Source organism: Bacillus salitolerans, from assembly GCF_042680805.1.
Lineage (GTDB): Bacteria > Bacillota > Bacilli > Bacillales > SA4 > Bacillus_CJ > Bacillus_CJ salitolerans.
The window spans coordinates 82,664-101,105 of sequence record NZ_JBHUEM010000055.1 but is presented as its reverse complement, the minus strand read 5'-3'; the positions used below and the strand labels follow the sequence as shown (position 1 = coordinate 101,105).

Here is an 18,442-nt window from a genome sequence, read left to right as displayed (position 1 = left end):
TTCTTATTATATGTTATTTATTCTCTCGTGAAGTGGTGTAATATCTACAATTGTAACAATTGGCTTAGTTAATTCATCACGTTCATTTAGGACGGGACCATGAACTATACATTGCCCTTTTTTCAGAGAAGCTAACTTTGACTCCCACTCTCTCTTCTCACTTGGTTCCTGAGACAAACTTCCAGCTATATATGATATCTCAAGCTGAGTTGGCGGTAGGAAATAAACCTTTTCGCTAGACATCTGGAGTCTCGCCAACTCACTGGCATCTAGTTGGGATTTCAAAAACTGGGTCGCACACCAGGCTGACCATCCAAACTTTCTACCCTCTTGTAAAATCCTCGCTGACGGAGAATTTTCAGTATGATCTAAGTTTTGAGCTTCATCCATTAGAACCGGCATAGGGATATACTTTGATCCGTTACGTATAGAAAAGTTCCATAAATCCCACAAAATAAACTCAGTAATCATTAACTGAACATCTCTTGGATATCCAGTTAACTGGACAACAAAAACTTGACCATCACTATTTATTATTTCTTTCCAATCTAATTCAGCATTAGATGTAAAAGGATTACGATCAATTAGAGGACGTATCTGAGATAGAGCTGTTTTTGCATTAGATGAAGTATCAGTCTCTAGCTCTATTTTTAGCTTTTGCAAGTCCATACTATCTCCATATTTTTGTAAACCATTAATTGTTGCTTCATAAATTGAATTTAATTGCTGAATACCTAATGAACTATAAACAGCTCCAAAAACACTTTTTATTCGTTCTGCCACATCTGTTACACTTTCAGGAAGTTTTAGACCACCTATTTCTCTTTCATTTTTCTTGAAAGGGTTTATCGGGAATCCTTCATTATATACAATAGATTGCTTTAAATTTGTTCCTAAAAACTCAACAAATTCAGGTTCTAATTGATTTGGCAAAAATCCTTCAGTGTAATCAATAACAATACTAGAAATACCTTTCTTTGCTTTTTCTAGAAGTAAACACTGCATAAAGTAGGTTTTCCCTTGACCTGATGTACCTGAAATTAACAAGTGTCTATTTGAAAGTTCTTTATTCCCATATTCCCAATAAATCTCTCGGTTAGAGTTAAGAGCTTTCCCGATTAATATTCGGATATCTTCTAGATTTACTTCTTTTTTACCATCACTTTCATTATTAACTTTGGTTGTATTTTCAGTAGTCTCAACTTTCGAATTCGGCTCTGTTTTCACAGAGCTTTCCTCTTTCATAATACCTTGTTCTTCTATCTCAACTGGTCCAACTGTTTCCTGTAATTCCTCTAGTTTTTCTGGCCTTTTATATTTATAGTTATAAGAAATTAATCTCTCTTTAACAAAATCTGACCTACCCGATTGTATTCGGTCTGTTAGTTGCTGTATTGATTCGACAATACCATTAAATCCATCGTTTAAAGTTAAGTTTATGATCATCACATTATCTTCTAATGAAGACGAACGTAAATAGGCATCTTTTTTAAATGATAAAATGGCTCCATTTCCTATTAGACCTTTTAGTTCAGTTGATACCTCATAAACATCTGATAAAAGCTTTTCAACAACATCATCTGTTAAATGGTAGTCACATTCAGGCCAGAGCTCACTTTGAGCTATTTTTTTAGCATTAGCGATAAATATTTGGCTAAAGAAATTACGATAGAAAAGATTACGGAAAGCTGGTTTACCGTCAATTTCTTTAAAGCTTAATTCTTCATCAAGCAACTTTCTAGTATTCATAATTTGCTCTTTAGCTCTATCATAAACATTAGTCGAATTAATTCCAATTTTCACTTCAACTGGATAAAAATGAAGTTTAAGTTTTTCCCCATACTCTAGTCCAACTAGTAATAAATCGTCACTATGCTTACCTATCACACCCAAGTTCTTCGCAGTAAAAATACCTTCTCTTTTATTTAAGCTCACTGCCCCAGCAACTCTCAGTATCTCTTCTAATGAGATTGGGACCCATAAGATGTTTTGATGATTAAAATATGCTAAAGAATATTTAATAGCTGAGATAATACTTAATTTTTCTCGATCAAAATGCCCCTTACCACCAATGATTCGTAATAACCATTCACCGTTAAACGTATTAAATGCTTTAATAGTACTGTTTACATTTTCATCTGATATTTCTATTTCTTTCTCTTTAAGAATTTCTTTTATGACAGCATTAAATTGATCGGATTTATCCGTTACAGTAATTGCATCATATCTACTTGATGATGTGAATTGATCATTGTAATGTATCACTACAAGATTACGATCGTACTTCTGGAAAAATTCTAAGTCTACGTTAGGATCAATAAATGTTACCCAATATGATGAGTCAAAAATTCTAGATAAGGTTTCTTCATCATCTGTATCGGTTCTAGACACAATTGACTCACCTCTCTTATAGGTGTCATTACCATCATTACGCATATTAGCAGCTAACTCATTAGTATATATAGAAGTCTCAAGTAATAAGTTATCTTCTCTTATATTACAACCCTTAATACCGAATCCACTTCGATAATTTTCCTCACCTTTCATAGAGGGTACCGTTGATACTATACCATCTAATGATAAACCAGTAATCATATCTTCCATTGGTTGGTGAGCATGTTGCTGTTGAGCCTGCATTTTATAGAATGTTATATGACCATAACGATATTCTTTAGTATTAATATTATGCTTAAAATAAAACAAATTCTCTCTTATAAGTCGTAGAACATCACTTTCATCATACTTTGAAGACTTGAAATTATTAATTTTTAAAAAGCTTTTTATTTGGTCGATTGACTCCATCCGAGAAAATATATCGAATGCACTTAGTTGTCCTTCATTCATATATAATGATACTTCGACAGCTTTTAACTCTTCAGGTCCAGATTCATTAATTTTATTTATAATCCAGTTAACAATTCCTCTTAATACTTCTTTATCATTTGTAATATTGATTACGTTTATTTGAAGAGGAGCTTTAGATTCTCTCATAAACAAATATTTAAAATGCTCTTCAAACTGATCGATTTTTTCAAGAACGACTTTGGCTAGATAGTGACTTGCATTAGAAACAGTGACTTCTTGAACTGGTTTAAATCTTATCCACTCGAGTGCTTCACTTTGACTATCCGGTTTATATAGTTGGTCATTTTCACTATAGATGAAGGGGATAAGTGAATCGGGCTTCAAGCGATTCATTATAGTATTATCTAACACTTCTTTCCCTAATTGTTCTGATATCATTAATTGATATGCAACAACTAACGGATGAAACGGTGTAAAGAAAAGCTCCTTCGAAGCTTTCATCATACCTAACTTCATTAGGTTTCGCCCCTTACTTCCAGGGGCTTTTCCTTCTTCAAAACTCTTTATCTGTTTAATATATTCACTGAGATATTCCTTAGCTCTATGCTTTAGCTCATCTGAGTAATAACATAAACTAGGTATACTGTGTGTGCGGAAATATTGCATGAATCTACTATAAGCCTCTCGAAGGTCTCCATCTAGATCTAGAGTTTTAGGAAGTATCTCCTCTGAATCAAGTATCGCAAATTGGATATTTTTATTTACCCATGTTGTTTCCCATTCAAAAAATGACTTATATTCTTTATGAGTATAAAATTCACTATTTCCTATAAGTAGCCTGTTATTCTCTAACTTAAAGTCTTGTGCCTCTTCTCGTTTCATCTTCCATATTCTCATCCCATTAATCGGAGTTGCTTCTGGAAGATCATTTTTTAATAGTATCGGTATCTTACAACCTTTTTCTTCTACATAAAACATTAATTGATCATTATCATCAAAAGCTTCTTGTTGGGGTAAAACAGTGACCTCTGTATCATCTGGTACTTGAATTACTTCATCTGCACTGATAACCTCAATAGAATCAGTATCATAGCCGTCACCAAATTTAATCTCGGTGATATCTGATTCTAACTCTATACACTTTTCTCTTACATTGACAAAATATTTTGTTTTAAGGTCCTTTAACAAAAACTCGTTGCAAGGAAAAATTGCAATGTGAAATTCAGAACCTAAAGAAGACTTACCTTCATGTTTATAAGTTATTTTTGTAAAGGTTGGCTCATCTTCATTTGTCATAATCTCGAAAGATGCATTTACCCTACCAACATTGATAATGAGATCAGAGCCCTTAGAATAACTGAAATAGTCTCTACTTAGGCTCTTTACTTGACTACCTTCAATTTCATAGTTTGTTTTTATAGTAATAGTCGGCTCAGAGTTAGGATTAAATACGATAATTTGACGCTTTCTTTTTCCAGCAGTTGTATCCGAAAGTGCCTTATCCCACATAGTTAATGAAGGGTCAATACTAATCTTGGTTAACTCAACTTTTGTACTCTTATTTTCTTTTTCCTTTTCTTCGGCATAAACTGCCACCTTAGCAAATGGAATATCTGTCCAATCATCTTTTTTAAGTTCGTGAGCCCCTTTAGAGACAAATCTACGATCTAAGTCATCATCTAATTTACCAAAATCATGGACATTTTGAACATACTCAAATAATTCTCTGTTTCTTTCAATTCTTTCAAATACTTTATTCTTATTTCCTTGAATAGAGGCTAGCTCTAAATCTTTAAATAATCCGAATTTTTTATAATCACAATCTTCAATCTTCCCCTTTATAAGGACTTCAAAAATCTCTTCAAAGTCAAGTAAATTAACTTGTTGTAGGTAATGGTCATCCATTAAACGTTTTAGATTATCAGTTAAGATAATCTTCTCAGTCTTACTAAGTCTACTATCTTCAATATCCTCTTTTAATTTTTTGAACAATGAATTAGGATGTAAAGGCATTCCTTCTTTTTGAAGATTACTACTCCCACCTTCAATACTATCTAGTTGCTCCGAAACTATACTAAATAGAGCAGTATCTCGCCATTCTTCCTTTTGTTCACCTACCTGATTCCTCAGCGTAACCAAGAAATCAGGTGTTACATCTAAAGAGGTATGAGCAAATACGACATTTACCTCCCCTATCTTTATTGAGAAAGTTAAATATGGCTCCCCTTTATCATGTGTGTAGGTGAATACGTTAACTTCTGGATTATCTTCTAATGCATCTACTAAATTGTTTATTTCTTCTAATGTATCTAATTGCAAATAAAACCGATCACCGGATTTGATCTCAATTTCTTTGAAAAAATCTAAGATTAACCCGCTTAAATATTTATAGTATTGGTTTAACATATTGGGCATCACCACTATCACTTTTCTTTTCAATCAAATTTAAGCTGTCTAAAAGGTCTGTAACTTCTTTCATTGAATAGCGGTCTAAAGCTATTCCGCGCTTTTCAAATTCTTCAAATAACTTTTTTAGGGGAATCCTTTGGTCCTTAACACTAATAGCAGTAAGTAATAACAACAATTCCTGAGTAATATTTAATGTATATCCATGACTTCCTCTATGTTTTAAGAAACTCTTAATTGCAGGATCTTCTATTGATTCACCATATCTTTCGTATACTTGCTTATTCATCCCTTGCTCTAAACATTTAAACAATTGGGAAAAACCTTCAGATAGAGTAGTGATATCTTTGAGTGGCAAGTTTAATTTAGCCTTTTCATGATAAATTTTGATCCAATTATTTAGACTTCCAATAAATTGTCTTTTCTCATCTGCAGTTTTAAGCTCACCCAGGATATCTACATACGTTAGAAATTCATCTTCATTTTTAGAGTTATAACTTAAGTGAGACATAACATGTATATGGATAAAGAGCTCTTTTGATCTCTCCCTTAGAGTTTTATATCCCCCAACAGATACAGCTTTCCTTCTCTTGTTAACTCCTGTTTCCCAATCAAGAGCAAAATAGGACGGATCCACCTTCTCGTAGTCAGCAGTTTCATACTTATGAAATTTTAACGCAAGCTGGGAAATATATAAGAAGTAGTAATACTTAACAAGTAGAGGATATTGTTCCATGAAATAATCGCGACGTTTACTTAGGAAATCAAAATCTTCTTTAAACATATCTATAAGAATTGGTAGTAGCGATTTATATTTTATGTTCTCAGTTTTACGTTCTTTCAATTCTCCTAGGTTATCCAAAACTAGGGTAGTTAGGATATCCTCTCCCTGTTTATCAAAGAATAAACTTTGGAAGTTTGTTATATCGTCGATTAAAGCATTTATCATAAACCTAGCAATTCTTTCCTCTTCACTCCTCTTAGGCTTCTGTTTTGACAAAGGAGTGTAATTAAATATATAGGGATGGATAGACTTGAATTCATTATCTTCGCTAAATAGATATGAGTTTAAGAAAAGATTAAGATCTAAACGGATGTCTTCATTATCACACTCTACTTCATCTGAAACCTTTGAGGCTATAGGATTAATTTCTTCATACTCAATTTCAGCTTCATCATCTAATTCTGGAAGTTGAACATTAGATATAATTCTAGTGAATTCCCCAAGTACTTTATCATACCTGTCTCTCATCACCGTTGTTCTTTTACTAGAATTAAAAGGGAGTACCCCCTTTATTCTCCCCGTATCATGCACCACACCTGTTTTATCTTTATTCTCTTTTAGTAATTTGTCTAATTCTTCTACTAAAATTCTCATTCTCACAGCACCTTTTCAAATGTATATCCATCAAAGAGACCCTTTGATAGAACATATTGTTTGTTCTCTGTTGGTATATGAACTAACACCTCATTAGACTTGTTACCAAATTTCATAATTTGGTCTAAAAACTCAACAAATTTAATAGCATCCTCTTCATCCTTCTTATTTGGACAATACCCTCTTTGTACATTGGATAAGAGCTCGTATAAGGGATAATCAACTTCAAGAGTTAAATTCTCTCTTTCTTGTTTGTCTGAGAACACAATAGTCAAAGTTTGCTTAAAACTAGTTAATATATCATTATTATTTGGAGATAAATGATCCATCTTTGGTTTTAAAGATAGCTCCTGGGCTATTCGAAATTTCTCAATTGGCTTATTTATATAAATATAGCCAGTCTTGGGACTACCTCTCCATTTGAAAATTGTTTGAATAATTTCTTTATAAAAAGTTGCGATTTGCCTTTGTTCAACCTTGTTAAATGAGTATAAATACTTCATATAATTTTTGTAAGAGGATGGAATCACTTCTTCAGCAAAAGAATTATTGGTCAAATAAGCCAGTCTAACAAGTAATTGGCTAAACTCTGAAGTTAAACCATTAAAATTCTCTGACTGATAAGCAATAGGTCCAAGCCATTCTTTTGCGATATAGTTGTTTGAATATTTTTCAATAATCTTATCCCAATCATTTAACGTATTAATGTCAATAAAGATCTGATCAATAGCTTGTGAGCGAATATGAATGGGGTCAAGTTCTGACATTGTTTTTAAAATAACAGAACGTTCGCGTCTCTTAAAAAGTAAGTGTGGAACGGTATTGTTAATCTTTTCAAAATGGTTCCATTCAAAATCTAAGATTTCAGAATAACCTTCAGGTATCACTAAATCCGCAATGAAATTATAGAAGGCTCTTGCAGAAATAACTAGTTTATTTCGAACTATACCCTGAATGATTAACTGAATAATTTCATTTTGAATGTTCTTATCCATTAGAAATTCAAAATTTTCATGTATTACTCCCTTTACATTATTCTTAAGGTCTTCTTGGTAACTAATATAGAATGGATTATTAGAATCATTAGAGAAAACCTTTTGGAAAATTTTTAAATAAAAGGAAGACTTAGGACCTCCATTTGTAAGCTCATAGGATTGATAATCACTAAAACCTATTAAATGGAAAGATTCTTCACTATACTTCGTTGTTACTTTTTGTGTAAACAAACCACTTTCTTCAATAAAGCCCTTTAATTTATTGAAACTCTTTCCTTCATGTTCATAAGATAAAAAGTTATGAAGGATCCCAAGGTTGATTGCTAATATAACTTTATCTTTTGACAATTCAATTTTTTGATCAGAAAAACCATCTAAGAGCTCGGAGAGAGTCTCCAATGCATTTTTATTTGGGCTAAAACTTTCAGTAGCATCGTTTAATATTTCAAACTTATTCATAACTTCTCGCTGTTTTTCATTGTAATAGGCTAATAAGTGAGACTTTCCATCTCCTACACTTCCGGTTAGTAAGATTAGTTCTGCTCTATCACTATCCTTAGTAATAGTGATCATTTCTTCAAAATCCTTCTGAATCTCTCGTGCCACATGCATATAATCCTTAAATTTACTAAATGAGTTTGAATTTTCAACCGCTTCTTGTGATGATTCTTGAAGTCGCTTTAATTCTCTTAATAGATAACTACGTCCTTCTGGTAGATTAAGATTTAATGTTATTACTTTGTTCTCTTGCTGATCATCATTCCCTGAAACTTTTGATTCGTTATCTGTTTGGCCCTCTTGTTCTTTAACTGTATTATTGTCTTCGTTTTTAAGATTTAGGTATTGACTCAATTTACCAGATAATGCTTGTTCAATCATATTTTGAACGTCATCCATTCCTAAGCCTTTTTGTGGAGGAATTGGATCTTTATAGGATGGAATAGAAATGTCTGATGAGTATACTTCCGCAAACCAAGTTCCAAGCTTATACATTTCCTTAAAAATTTTAATAGCCTCTAGAATGTCAGGTCTAAATGTGGCGTCATGGAGTGCCTTGTTACCTGTTAATCTAATTTCCGCTAATGCCTGCTGAGTACCCTTTTCTAGAAATCCTTCTCTAGCCAAGTAATTAATACGTTCAAAATGAGTAGTAAGATGTGAATAGTCAATCTCTTCCTTTCTAAACACATCTTTTACAATCTCTTCTGCAAATACCCTAGCGTTCATCACAGCACTTTTGGGATCATCAAAAATCCGTTCTTCAATATCTCTAGCAGTTTCAGCTGCAACATAATTTAGGTTCTCTAAGAATTTAAATAGATATTGTTCAACAGCCAAACAATTCATCTCCAATCGAAGATCATTTTTTAGATTTTTATTAAAATTAATTTAGTGTTTATCTTAATAAAGATTTTAACATAAAATGTAAGTTTGATCACATGAGTTGTATATTAAATCTCGATGTAAAGGTTTCTAGAAAAATACGAATGAAGGTTCGTCTTTTTTATTGAATATTGATTCTATTAGAGTTATAATCAATTTAATAGATTACGTACGTAATAGGAGGTTAATATATGGACTCTACCTTTAGTTATAATTTCCCCGCTATTAGAGGTGTTCAAGCCAACAAAGAATATTATGTTGCAATGTGTCCTCTACGAATAATTCCTAAAATATTTCTATTTGATGAAGAGGAAATTCCACCTGAGCACAGATCACAAAGGATACTTAATAAAGCTAGGATACCTGAAATGACTAGTTACATAGTTGATAATCAGCATGATTATGTTTTTTCATCTATTACAGCATCCATTGATGGAGAAATTAAATTTATTCCATATAATAATGATTCTACTTCTAATGACCTTGGACAGTTGAGAATAGCTTTAGATGCTAGGTTCTTAATCAATGACGGACAGCATAGACGGGCTGCTATTGAAGAAGCATTAAAAATCTCACCCGAGTTAGGTAATGAAACTATTTCGGTAGTGTTCTTTCATGATGAGGGACTTAGAAAGTCTCAACAAATTTTTTCAGATCTAAACCGCCATGCAGTCAACACTACTTCTTCTATTGGAATTTTATACGACCATAGAGACCAATTAGCAATGGTTACTAAGGAAATTATTGCAACAATTCCCCTGCTGAATAGATACACAGATAAAGAGAGAGTTTCCTTGTCAAAGAATTCACCTAAAATCTTAGCCTTAAATCATATCTTCAATACGAATCTAAAACTATTAGGAAAATCTAAGGGTGATGAGATCACATCCGAGGAAGATAAGTTTTTAAGAGAGTTTTGGATAGTACTGTGTGATTCAATAACAGAATGGAACATGGTTTTTGACAAAGAGCTTTCACCAAGAGAGTTAAGATCAAATTTTATAGTTGGCCATGGGGTTTTTATTGAGTCACTAGGACTAGTAGGACATTATTTACGAAACTATCATGAACATGATTGGACAAGCTATATATACAAACTTTCTAAAATTGATTGGAACAGAAGTAATACAGGGGATTGGTTAGGTAGAGCTTACAATCATAATGGTCGTATACAAAAAACCTCATATACAATACAGCTCACCTCAAATAGAATAAAGCAGCTAGTTAACTTACCCTTAACAGAATCAGAGTTAACACTAGAAGAAAAATTTTTCCAAGGAGTAGTATAAAATGATTAATGGTCTAATAAGTAACCAATTAAATAAATCACAATCCTTTATAAAGGAAACAAAGGAACGAATTCAAAAAGCATATAAAGAAGATAACCGTCCTTGGGTTGTTGGTTATAGTGGTGGAAAGGATTCTACCGTTGTAGTTCAACTTGTATTTGAGGCTATTAACGAATTGCCAAAAGAAGAATTACATAAAAAGGTATTTGTAATTTCATCAGATACTCTCGTTGAAACACCCTTGATTATTAATTCCATAAATAAGACATTAAGAAGGATCCAGGATGAAGCATTAAGTAGAGATTTACCAATTGAAACCCATAAAGTAAAACCTATGATTAAACAGTCATTCTGGGTAAATATAATAGGTAAAGGATATCCTTCCCCTAATCAATCATTTAGATGGTGTACAGACAGATTAAAAATTGACCCAGCAAATCAATTCATTATGGATAAGGTATCAGCATTTGGGGAAGTGATTATGGTTCTAGGTGTTCGTGAAGATGAAAGTGCTACTCGTGGCAATGTAATACGTTCTCACACAGTTGAGGGGAAAACATTTATGAAGCATTCAACCCTTTCAAATGCATATGTTTTTGCACCTATTAGGAACTTTACTCTTGATGATGTATGGGATTACTTACTAAGCTACCCATCACCATGGGGTGATGACAACTTTGAACTTCATCGCTTATACCAAGATTCAAGCAGTGGTGAGTGCCCTCTTGTAGTTGATAAATCTACTAAAGATAAGGCTGGTTCATGCGGAAATAGCCGTTTTGGTTGCTGGGTTTGTACAGTTGTAAGTGAAGATAAAGCCTTAAATGGATTTATACAGAGCGGTCATGATTGGATGAAGCCACTCTTAGATTTTCGAAATTGGTTAGCAGGGATTAGAGATGACCGAACTAAAAGGATGAAATATCGAAAGCACGGACAAGTTTATTTTAATGAAGTTAAAATCCAAGAGATTAATAATAAATCCTATGTATTAATACCAAAAAAATCTAATAGACCTAAACAGCTAATACCTTTTGAAGACTATACAATAGTTGATAAAGATAATTTAAGTAATTACATCTCTGAAAATGAAATAGATCTAAGTACATCTGAGGACCAAAAGCTCTTGGTTACTTATACAGAGACAAGCCTAGAGGGCGTCAATGAAACTAAATACGCTCAGCTTGGCCTTGGACCTTTTACGATGGAAGCTAGAAAAGAGATCCTTATAAAATTATTAACAATACAAAGGGAACTAAATCATCCGGAAGATCCTCACTACCAGTTAATAAGTGTAGATGAATTAAAAGAGATACGCAGGATATGGTTTAAAAATGGTGAATGGGAAGACCCAATTCCTGCATTATTTGAAGAGGTTTTAGGATATTCATTAGATTGGGAAATTGATGATCGACCTCTATTTGATAAAGATCAAATTTCAGATCTTGAGTTTTTATGTGATCAATTCAAGGTTGATCTGAACGTTGTTAAAAAACTAATCTCTATTGAAAAGGAATATTCGGGATATAAAGTAAGACGTGGCTTAACTGAGGAATTAGGTAAGGCATTAAAACAAGACTATTTACATTTATTATAAAAAATGAGGGTTAGTTAAATGATTATAAATGAAATACAACTGACTAATATTGGAGCATATAAAGGAAATCACAAGTTTGACTTTCGTCCTAATCAAGACAAGAATGTTATATTAATAGGCGGAGAAAATGGTGCAGGAAAAACTACACTCTTAAATGCAATTAAACTTGGATTATTCGGCGCTTATGGATATGGTTATAAAACAGAAAACACTGAGTATTTTAAGAGAATTAATAGTTTTTTAAATAATAGTACAAAGAAATCAAATGAAAATGATTATAAGATCAAGATAAACTTTACTTTAACCGAAGATTTAGAACAAGTAGACTATACCCTGATCCGTCATTGGAGTTTGAAAGGGACTTCTATTAAGGAATCCTTTGAAGTTATAGCAAACAAGAGGCATCTATCTGAATATGATAAAGAGTTGTTTCAAACAAAATTAAAAGAAATTATGCCTCCCCAACTATTAGAGTTATGTTTATTCGACGGTGAGGAAATTGCTAGAATTGTTAATGAAAATTTACTATCTGATTATTTAAATACCCTTTCGAGAGTAGTATTTAACCTGGATCTATTTGAAACATTAGAGAATGATTTGGAAACCTACGCAAACCAATCCATTGATCCACAAAAAATGGAGTCTATTGAAAAAGAATTATTTGAATTAAATAATAGAGATAAAGAGATTAGAGCTCTTATTTTCTCTTCTTCAAATAAGATTAAACACCTAGAAGAAAATAGAAGTAACCTTAGTGATGAGTATAGCCAGTTGAAACAAGATTTTGAACAATATGGTGGACTCGTTAAGTCTGAGAGGGATTTAATAATTCAAGAAATGCATAACATTGAATTATTGAGAAAACAAAACCAGGAGAAGATTAGAGAGTTTGTCGCTAACTTACTCCCCTTCTATTTAACTAGAAAACTTCTATCTGAAACAAGAGAACAGATCAAGAACGAAGAATCATTACAGTTATTTAAACAGTTAGATCAAAAACTGTCAGATGAAACTATGAAAAATATTATTCAATTGACATCCTCTTCTTTGGATACAAAACTCAGCACTGAGCTTAGAGAGCAATTTCTAAAAGTAATGCAGCCTAAATCGGAAATATATCAAATTCATGGTGCATCAAATTCAGAAAGTGGCTTAATAGAAAACATATATTTTAAACTTTCTAATAATTATAATCTAGAAAGTTTATCTCTTATAGAAGAAAACAAGAAAAAACTTATGGCGCACCAGGAATTAAGAGAGAAGTTGAATGTCCATGACTCTTCAAACGAATTTACAGAAATGATTCAACGAATGGAAAAAAATCAAACTCTAATAGTGGAAATTGATATAGAACTAAATAATGAACAATTACACTTGGATGAATTAAAAATTGAGCTAGATGAACTGACAACTTCCATTGATAAAATACAAAGCATATTAAAAGATAATGAAAAGACAAAAAGCTCTTTCTTAGAATCACAAAAAATCATTAGTTTAAGTAGACGTTTTAGAGAAATACAATTAAAGAAAAAGCTTCAACAAGTCCAGATAGAAGCATCAACCATGATAAAAAGGATTTTGAGAAAACATAACTATATATCTTCTATTTTAATTGATAACGACACTTATAATGTAATCCTATTAGACTCTCAAAAGGACCAAATCGAGAAAGCAACATTATCAGCAGGAGAAAAACAAATATTACTTATTTCAATAATTTGGTCAATCTTTAAATGCTCTGGTCGTAAAGTTCCTTTTATTTTTGACACTTTACTAGGTAGATTAGATAAGACACATAAGAATGCACTCTTAACAGAATTTATTCCTAACTGTGGAAGACAAGCAATTATTCTTTCAACTGATACTGAAATTGACAAAGACCATTATGAGTTACTTGCTTCGCATGTAGCTAAACAGTACATGTTGGAGTTTAACGTTGAGAGAAAAGAAACAAATATAATTAATAAATACTTTTCTTTTAGTGATATGGAGATGAGTAAATGAATTTTAGAATAAAAACCTCAAAAGAGACAGGAGAAAGTTTAACTTATTTACAGAGTACAACTGGATTGTCTTGGAATATCATCTCTCGAATTGCAGTTGCTATTTCCTTAAGAGACCCGTCAATGCCTGAACAAGTCAGTAACAAAGCTGGTATTGATATTCCTAGAAGTGTAATGACAGGAGAAAATGATTATATCTATAAGGCTCTCATCCGCCAACACACCAAAAGAAACATAACTGATGAGGAATACTTTCCTGATCTGTTTAATGCTCATTTAGAAAGAGGAATTAATCTATTAGAAAATGAGTACAAACATGCGGGAAACTATGAGAAACTACTTCTAAACTTATTAAAAATGGAGATTTAGGTGAAATTATATGCTTTATTTAGACAATAGTGCAACTACAAAAATACATCCTGAAGTAAAGGAGGCTATGCTTCCTTTTATAATGGAGGAATATGGTAACCCTTCTAGTAAATATTATTCATTAGCTGAAAATGCGAAAGTTGCAGTTAAAGAAGCAAGAGAATCACTTGCCTCTTTGTTAGGCTGCGACCACTCTGAAATTATATTCACAAGCGGTTCAACCGAGAGTAATAACATGATCATTAAGGGTGTTGCAGATTACTATTCCTCAAAAGGGAATCACATTATCACAAGTAAAGTTGAACATCCATCTGTACTTGAAACATGCAGATACTTAGAGACTAAAGGTATTGTTGTTACCTATTTAGAAGTAGATCAATACGGAAGGGTTAATCTAGAAGATGTCTCTACCTCTATTACTGAAAGTACGATATTGGTAAGTATTATTTGGGGTAATAATGAAGTCGGTTCCCTAAATAATATAAAAGAGATTTCAAATTTATGCTTAGAGAAGAATGTGTTTTTCCATACTGATGCAACGCAGGTTATCGGTAAAGTTGAGGTCAACCTAGAGGATTATCCGGGAATTACTTTCTTATCATGTTCTGGCCATAAGTTCCATGGCCCCAAGGGTATTGGTGCAACTTATATACGGAAAGATAAATATGGAATTCTTACTAAAATCACTCCTCTTCTTCATGGCGGTGGACAAGAAAATGATGTTAGGAGCGGTACATTAGCTGTTCACAATATCGTTGGATTAGGAACAGCTGCTAAGATTGCTCATAATAACTTAGAGAATAATATTAAAAAACTCAAGGAACTAGAGGATTACCTTATTTCAATCCTTGAGGAAAAATTCAGCGAACAAATTGTTATTAATAATGATAAAGTTAACAAAATACCAGGGATTATCAGCGTACAATTTAAAGGATTGAATAATGAATTATTAGTAAAGAGCCTGGCACCTGTTATCGCTGTTTCCACTGGGTCGGCTTGTAGTTCGAGTAAGCCATCGCATGTTTTGGATGCTATTGGATTAACAGACGAGGAGATTAGGTCTACTATGAGAATTTCCCTATCTACCTTTATTAAGAAAGAAGAGCTAGATATATTTTTTCAACTGTAATGAAAATAAACAGTATAATAAACTAGTTCGATATAAAATAATAATAATAATAATAATAATAATAATAATAATAATGGACTATCTTTTTTTCCTAAGATAGTCCATATTTGAACAAAAAATCTTTGCACTGTCATTAATATATTTTAAAAGATTTGTTGTAATAAGGTATCTAAGTCGTCATCCATTTTAGACTCTTTTTTATTAATCTTTTGCATACTATGTTTAACCTTTTCTAAGTCAAATTCATTAAAGATTTCCTCTCTAATCACCTTTTTTAACTCATCAAATTCTGATGTCAATTTCCCTTTAAAATCGGTTGCATTTATAATGGATTCAATGGTTTCTCTAAGAAATACTGTTAAGAATGGATTATTGCTGATATTTTCTAGCAAAGAGCCAAGACTTCTCTGGTTACTGAAATCCGCAAATACCCTCATAATATTCATTATATCTCTATACGTGGCTCTTGTAATTTCTATAAGATGGTTTTCATCAGGACCTATATTTAATTTTATCTTCAACTTACATATTGTTGTTCCTTCAGATTTCATTTTGTTTAAGTTTACATTTACTACATCTCCAGATATAATAAATGGTTTATCATCATATAAGATACTTAACAGAGTGATTTCAGTTCTGATTTTCCTAAGTACTATTTTAGAAAGGTATATAAATCTATTCAACTCTTCGATAGTAAGTAAACAATAATTATGAGCCCATAAGTTTCGTTTTTCATATAGCTCCTTCCATTCAACTGATAATGCCGGAGTTAAATGTTCATATAAGTTATTGTAAGATAATCCTTGATTCTTAAAGTCTGTTGCCTTTTTTATCTCTTCAAGGTTATCCAGAATATGAATAAAATTATCAGGATATGATTGGGTATCCTCTTTATATTGGGCAAATAAGTACTCAATTCTTTCAAGCTTCTGATAAATAGTATTTTTAGAAGTACTTACATTTCTTTTAACAAAGTTAGACAAGTCTACAAAATCTCTATTATCCAATGGATTATCAAGTTTTTTTAATACGTCCGGTCGTTTATCCATTCTGTTCTTTTCTTTTTCATTATCTTGATAAAAGATTCTATACCAGTCCTTCCCTTTTTGTTTTAAAAAAGAAATTTCTATTAATGCCCTAAATTCACGCTCCAGATTATATACAACCTTAGAAATTTCTTGCATATAGATAACAGTCTGTGAATCAAATAAGACAGATATATAATCACAAATATCATATAACTGCTCAATAAAGCTTATTTTAGCCTGCTCAAACTTATTCTCTTTAGCATGCTTTGGGTATATTGTAGAAAATATGACATTGTTGAAATTTGAATCGACTTTACCCTCTATAAGAGTATTTAATTCAAGTAACCTTTCTACTAATTCTATTTTATATCCCTTCTTTAGTAGAAAAATAAAACTTGTATGACAATGTAAAGGACTAGTTTGTGACCTCATCTTCTACCTGCTCCTCCCTCTGTAGTTCCAATAATTCATCTATTAAAGTATCTTTTGTTATACTTAAACTACTCTGATCGAGCTTAATCACTTCCTCTTTATGCTCATTCACATCTTTAATAAATTTTTCTATATTATTAAACTCATCTTGGCTATAGGTAAACTCATTTTCTCTGTTATAGTATTGTTCCACAAATCTCGTTATTATTGGTAGAATTGGTTCTAATTCTTCATGTGTGTATTCTGTTAATGTACTATTTACTCTTAAAAACTTTCTAATTGATATATAGGTAGACTCTTTTACAGTTTTAACACCCCTATAACTAATTACAAATTCCTTTAATAAAGTGCTTAGAGTTTCCTCAATCAAAGCTTTTATTAACCCTAAATCTTTTTCATCTTCCCTTTGTAAAAATAATTTTAACTTTTCACAAACCTCATCTGTAACCGCTCTAATAAAAACTTTCTTTTTAAACAAATTTTCCTTAGGATTATCTAACTCTCTTTCCTTTAGTATGTACTCGAAAATACTATCTAGGAAACTTTCAATTACTAAATAATAGTCTTCTTGATCATATAATAATGTTTCTTGACTATATAATGATTCCGTAAATTCGCTTAACGTAGAAGTTAGATCTTTAATACTCTCTACTATGTGTAAATAGACTACTTTACTTTTTGATTGCTTTACCTCCCACTCAATTTCACTTTTTATCCCTTTCATTTTCACATACTTTAAACCAAGTATATTTTCCAAAGTTGAAGAGAATCTTACTGAAATATTACTATCAACCGTCTTTGCATTATCATTGATCATGTTAAATAATTCTCTATGTTTTGAACTTTCAAGTCCTTCAATTATTAAAACTGGTAAAACTACTTTATTTAACTTTTGCCTTTTATCACCTTCACTTTCTTCTATTATTTCTCCAATTGCTTTAATACGATGTTGTCCATCAATAATTGTTAATTGTCCGTCTAAGATTTTAAGCTGATTTGAATCAAATTCAGTTTGTACATTACAGCTCAGTATAACTGGTGGAAAAAATGATCCTTCTAACTCGCTTTTTATATACTTAATAATTTCCTTTACATTTGAAGAATTAATCTCTCTATTCATAGATAAGTCAGAATCCACATTTATCAAATTCAAGACATCAATGTAATTTATTATTCCAATATAACAAGTGTATTCTTGCCACTCATATTTAAGAGCATTTATTTTCATACTTTCTCATCCTTTATTAATTATTATATAAACCTAACACATTACCATTTACTAACGATTGATATACTAAATTCTTCTAAGATGAAGAACGCCTATCCATACGATTTGTTTTCTTGATTAAATTATGAATTATATCTTCCTCTTCTGCAGCCCAAATCATAAAAAAAGCATCCATTTCTTTTATGTAATTAATTAATAGTTCTGTTAAAATTCTCAAAACCAATTAATGTTATTAATATGATCTTTAATCTTATCTATTTCTTGTCTCTTGTCTTGTTTCATTTGATGTTATAGGATTGCAATACAAATCATGAATTATATAAAAGTTCTTCTTTTGTATTAATTGCTTTAGCAATCTTTATTGAGTTTCCTTGTTCACTTAATTTTGGGAACTTTAAAT

Annotated in this window: 10 protein-coding genes; 5 read left to right on the top strand and 5 right to left on the bottom strand. The window is 31.6% G+C overall.

What is annotated here, in order from left to right:
• Positions 1-6: 6 nt before the first annotated feature.
• Genes dptH through dptF form a run of 3 tightly spaced genes read right to left on the bottom strand, consistent with a single transcriptional unit; the run spans position 7 to position 8,922 of the window.
• A complete protein-coding gene (gene dptH / locus ACFSCX_RS23795; RefSeq protein ID WP_377930749.1) occupies positions 7-5,211 on the bottom strand; it encodes a DNA phosphorothioation-dependent restriction protein DptH in 5,205 nt (1,734 codons plus the stop codon).
• Positions 5,192-6,589, bottom strand: coding sequence for a DNA phosphorothioation-dependent restriction protein DptG (gene dptG, locus ACFSCX_RS23790; protein WP_377930748.1), 1,398 nt, complete (start codon positions 6,587-6,589; stop codon positions 5,192-5,194). Before dptG ends, dptH begins: the two co-directional genes overlap by 20 nt.
• 2 nt (positions 6,590-6,591) lie before the next feature.
• Complete coding sequence (gene dptF / locus ACFSCX_RS23785) at positions 6,592-8,922, bottom strand: DNA phosphorothioation-dependent restriction protein DptF (RefSeq protein ID WP_377930747.1); 2,331 nt, start codon at positions 8,920-8,922, stop codon at positions 6,592-6,594.
• A 236-nt stretch (positions 8,923-9,158) separates the two neighbouring features.
• On the opposite strand from dptF, the gene dndB reads away from it, so the two are divergent.
• Genes dndB through ACFSCX_RS23760 form a run of 5 tightly spaced genes read left to right on the top strand, consistent with a single transcriptional unit; the run spans position 9,159 to position 15,354 of the window.
• Positions 9,159-10,256 (top strand): DNA sulfur modification protein DndB, encoded by a 1,098-nt coding sequence (dndB, locus tag ACFSCX_RS23780; RefSeq protein ID WP_377930746.1) that lies wholly within the window; start codon positions 9,159-9,161, stop codon positions 10,254-10,256.
• Position 10,257: 1 nt separating this feature from the next.
• On the top strand, positions 10,258-11,853 hold the full coding sequence (gene dndC / locus ACFSCX_RS23775) for a DNA phosphorothioation system sulfurtransferase DndC (RefSeq protein WP_377930745.1): 1,596 nt from the start codon (positions 10,258-10,260) through the stop codon (positions 11,851-11,853).
• A gap of 18 nt (positions 11,854-11,871) precedes the next feature.
• Positions 11,872-13,857 carry a DNA sulfur modification protein DndD gene (gene dndD / locus ACFSCX_RS23770; protein WP_377930744.1) on the top strand — a complete coding sequence of 662 codons (1,986 nt, stop codon included), beginning with the start codon at positions 11,872-11,874 and terminating at the stop codon, positions 13,855-13,857.
• Positions 13,854-14,225 (top strand): DNA sulfur modification protein DndE, encoded by a 372-nt coding sequence (gene dndE, locus ACFSCX_RS23765; RefSeq protein ID WP_377930743.1) that lies wholly within the window; start codon positions 13,854-13,856, stop codon positions 14,223-14,225. Before dndD ends, dndE begins: the two co-directional genes overlap by 4 nt.
• Before the next feature lie 10 nt (positions 14,226-14,235).
• Positions 14,236-15,354 carry a cysteine desulfurase family protein gene (locus ACFSCX_RS23760; RefSeq protein ID WP_377930742.1) on the top strand — a complete coding sequence of 373 codons (1,119 nt, stop codon included), beginning with the start codon at positions 14,236-14,238 and terminating at the stop codon, positions 15,352-15,354.
• A 143-nt stretch (positions 15,355-15,497) separates the two neighbouring features.
• Here ACFSCX_RS23760 and ACFSCX_RS23755 read toward each other — a convergent pair whose 3' ends face one another.
• Together ACFSCX_RS23755 and ACFSCX_RS23750 are read right to left on the bottom strand one after the other, a co-directional pair.
• Positions 15,498-16,814, bottom strand: a complete 1,317-nt coding sequence (locus ACFSCX_RS23755; protein WP_377930741.1) for a hypothetical protein — start codon at positions 16,812-16,814, stop codon at positions 15,498-15,500.
• Positions 16,798-18,042, bottom strand: coding sequence for a DNA sulfur modification protein DndB (locus tag ACFSCX_RS23750; RefSeq protein ID WP_377930740.1), 1,245 nt, complete (start codon positions 18,040-18,042; stop codon positions 16,798-16,800). Before ACFSCX_RS23750 ends, ACFSCX_RS23755 begins: the two co-directional genes overlap by 17 nt.
• Between the last annotated feature and the right edge of the window lie 400 nt (positions 18,043-18,442).

Bases quoted from the DNA above. Each gene is read 5' to 3' on its own strand.
- ACFSCX_RS23755 (WP_377930741.1), bottom strand. From the start codon at position 16,814: ATGAGGTCACAAACTAGTCCTTTACATTGTCATACAAGTTTTATTTTT.
- dndC (WP_377930745.1), top strand. From the start codon at position 10,258: ATGATTAATGGTCTAATAAGTAACCAATTAAATAAATCACAATCCTTT.
- ACFSCX_RS23750 (WP_377930740.1), bottom strand. From the start codon at position 18,042: ATGAAAATAAATGCTCTTAAATATGAGTGGCAAGAATACACTTGTTAT.
- dptH (WP_377930749.1), bottom strand. From the start codon at position 5,211: ATGTTAAACCAATACTATAAATATTTAAGCGGGTTAATCTTAGATTTT.
- dndE (WP_377930743.1), top strand. From the start codon at position 13,854: ATGAATTTTAGAATAAAAACCTCAAAAGAGACAGGAGAAAGTTTAACT.
- dndB (WP_377930746.1), top strand. From the start codon at position 9,159: ATGGACTCTACCTTTAGTTATAATTTCCCCGCTATTAGAGGTGTTCAA.
- dptG (WP_377930748.1), bottom strand. From the start codon at position 6,589: ATGAGAATTTTAGTAGAAGAATTAGACAAATTACTAAAAGAGAATAAA.
- dndD (WP_377930744.1), top strand. From the start codon at position 11,872: ATGATTATAAATGAAATACAACTGACTAATATTGGAGCATATAAAGGA.
- ACFSCX_RS23760 (WP_377930742.1), top strand. From the start codon at position 14,236: ATGCTTTATTTAGACAATAGTGCAACTACAAAAATACATCCTGAAGTA.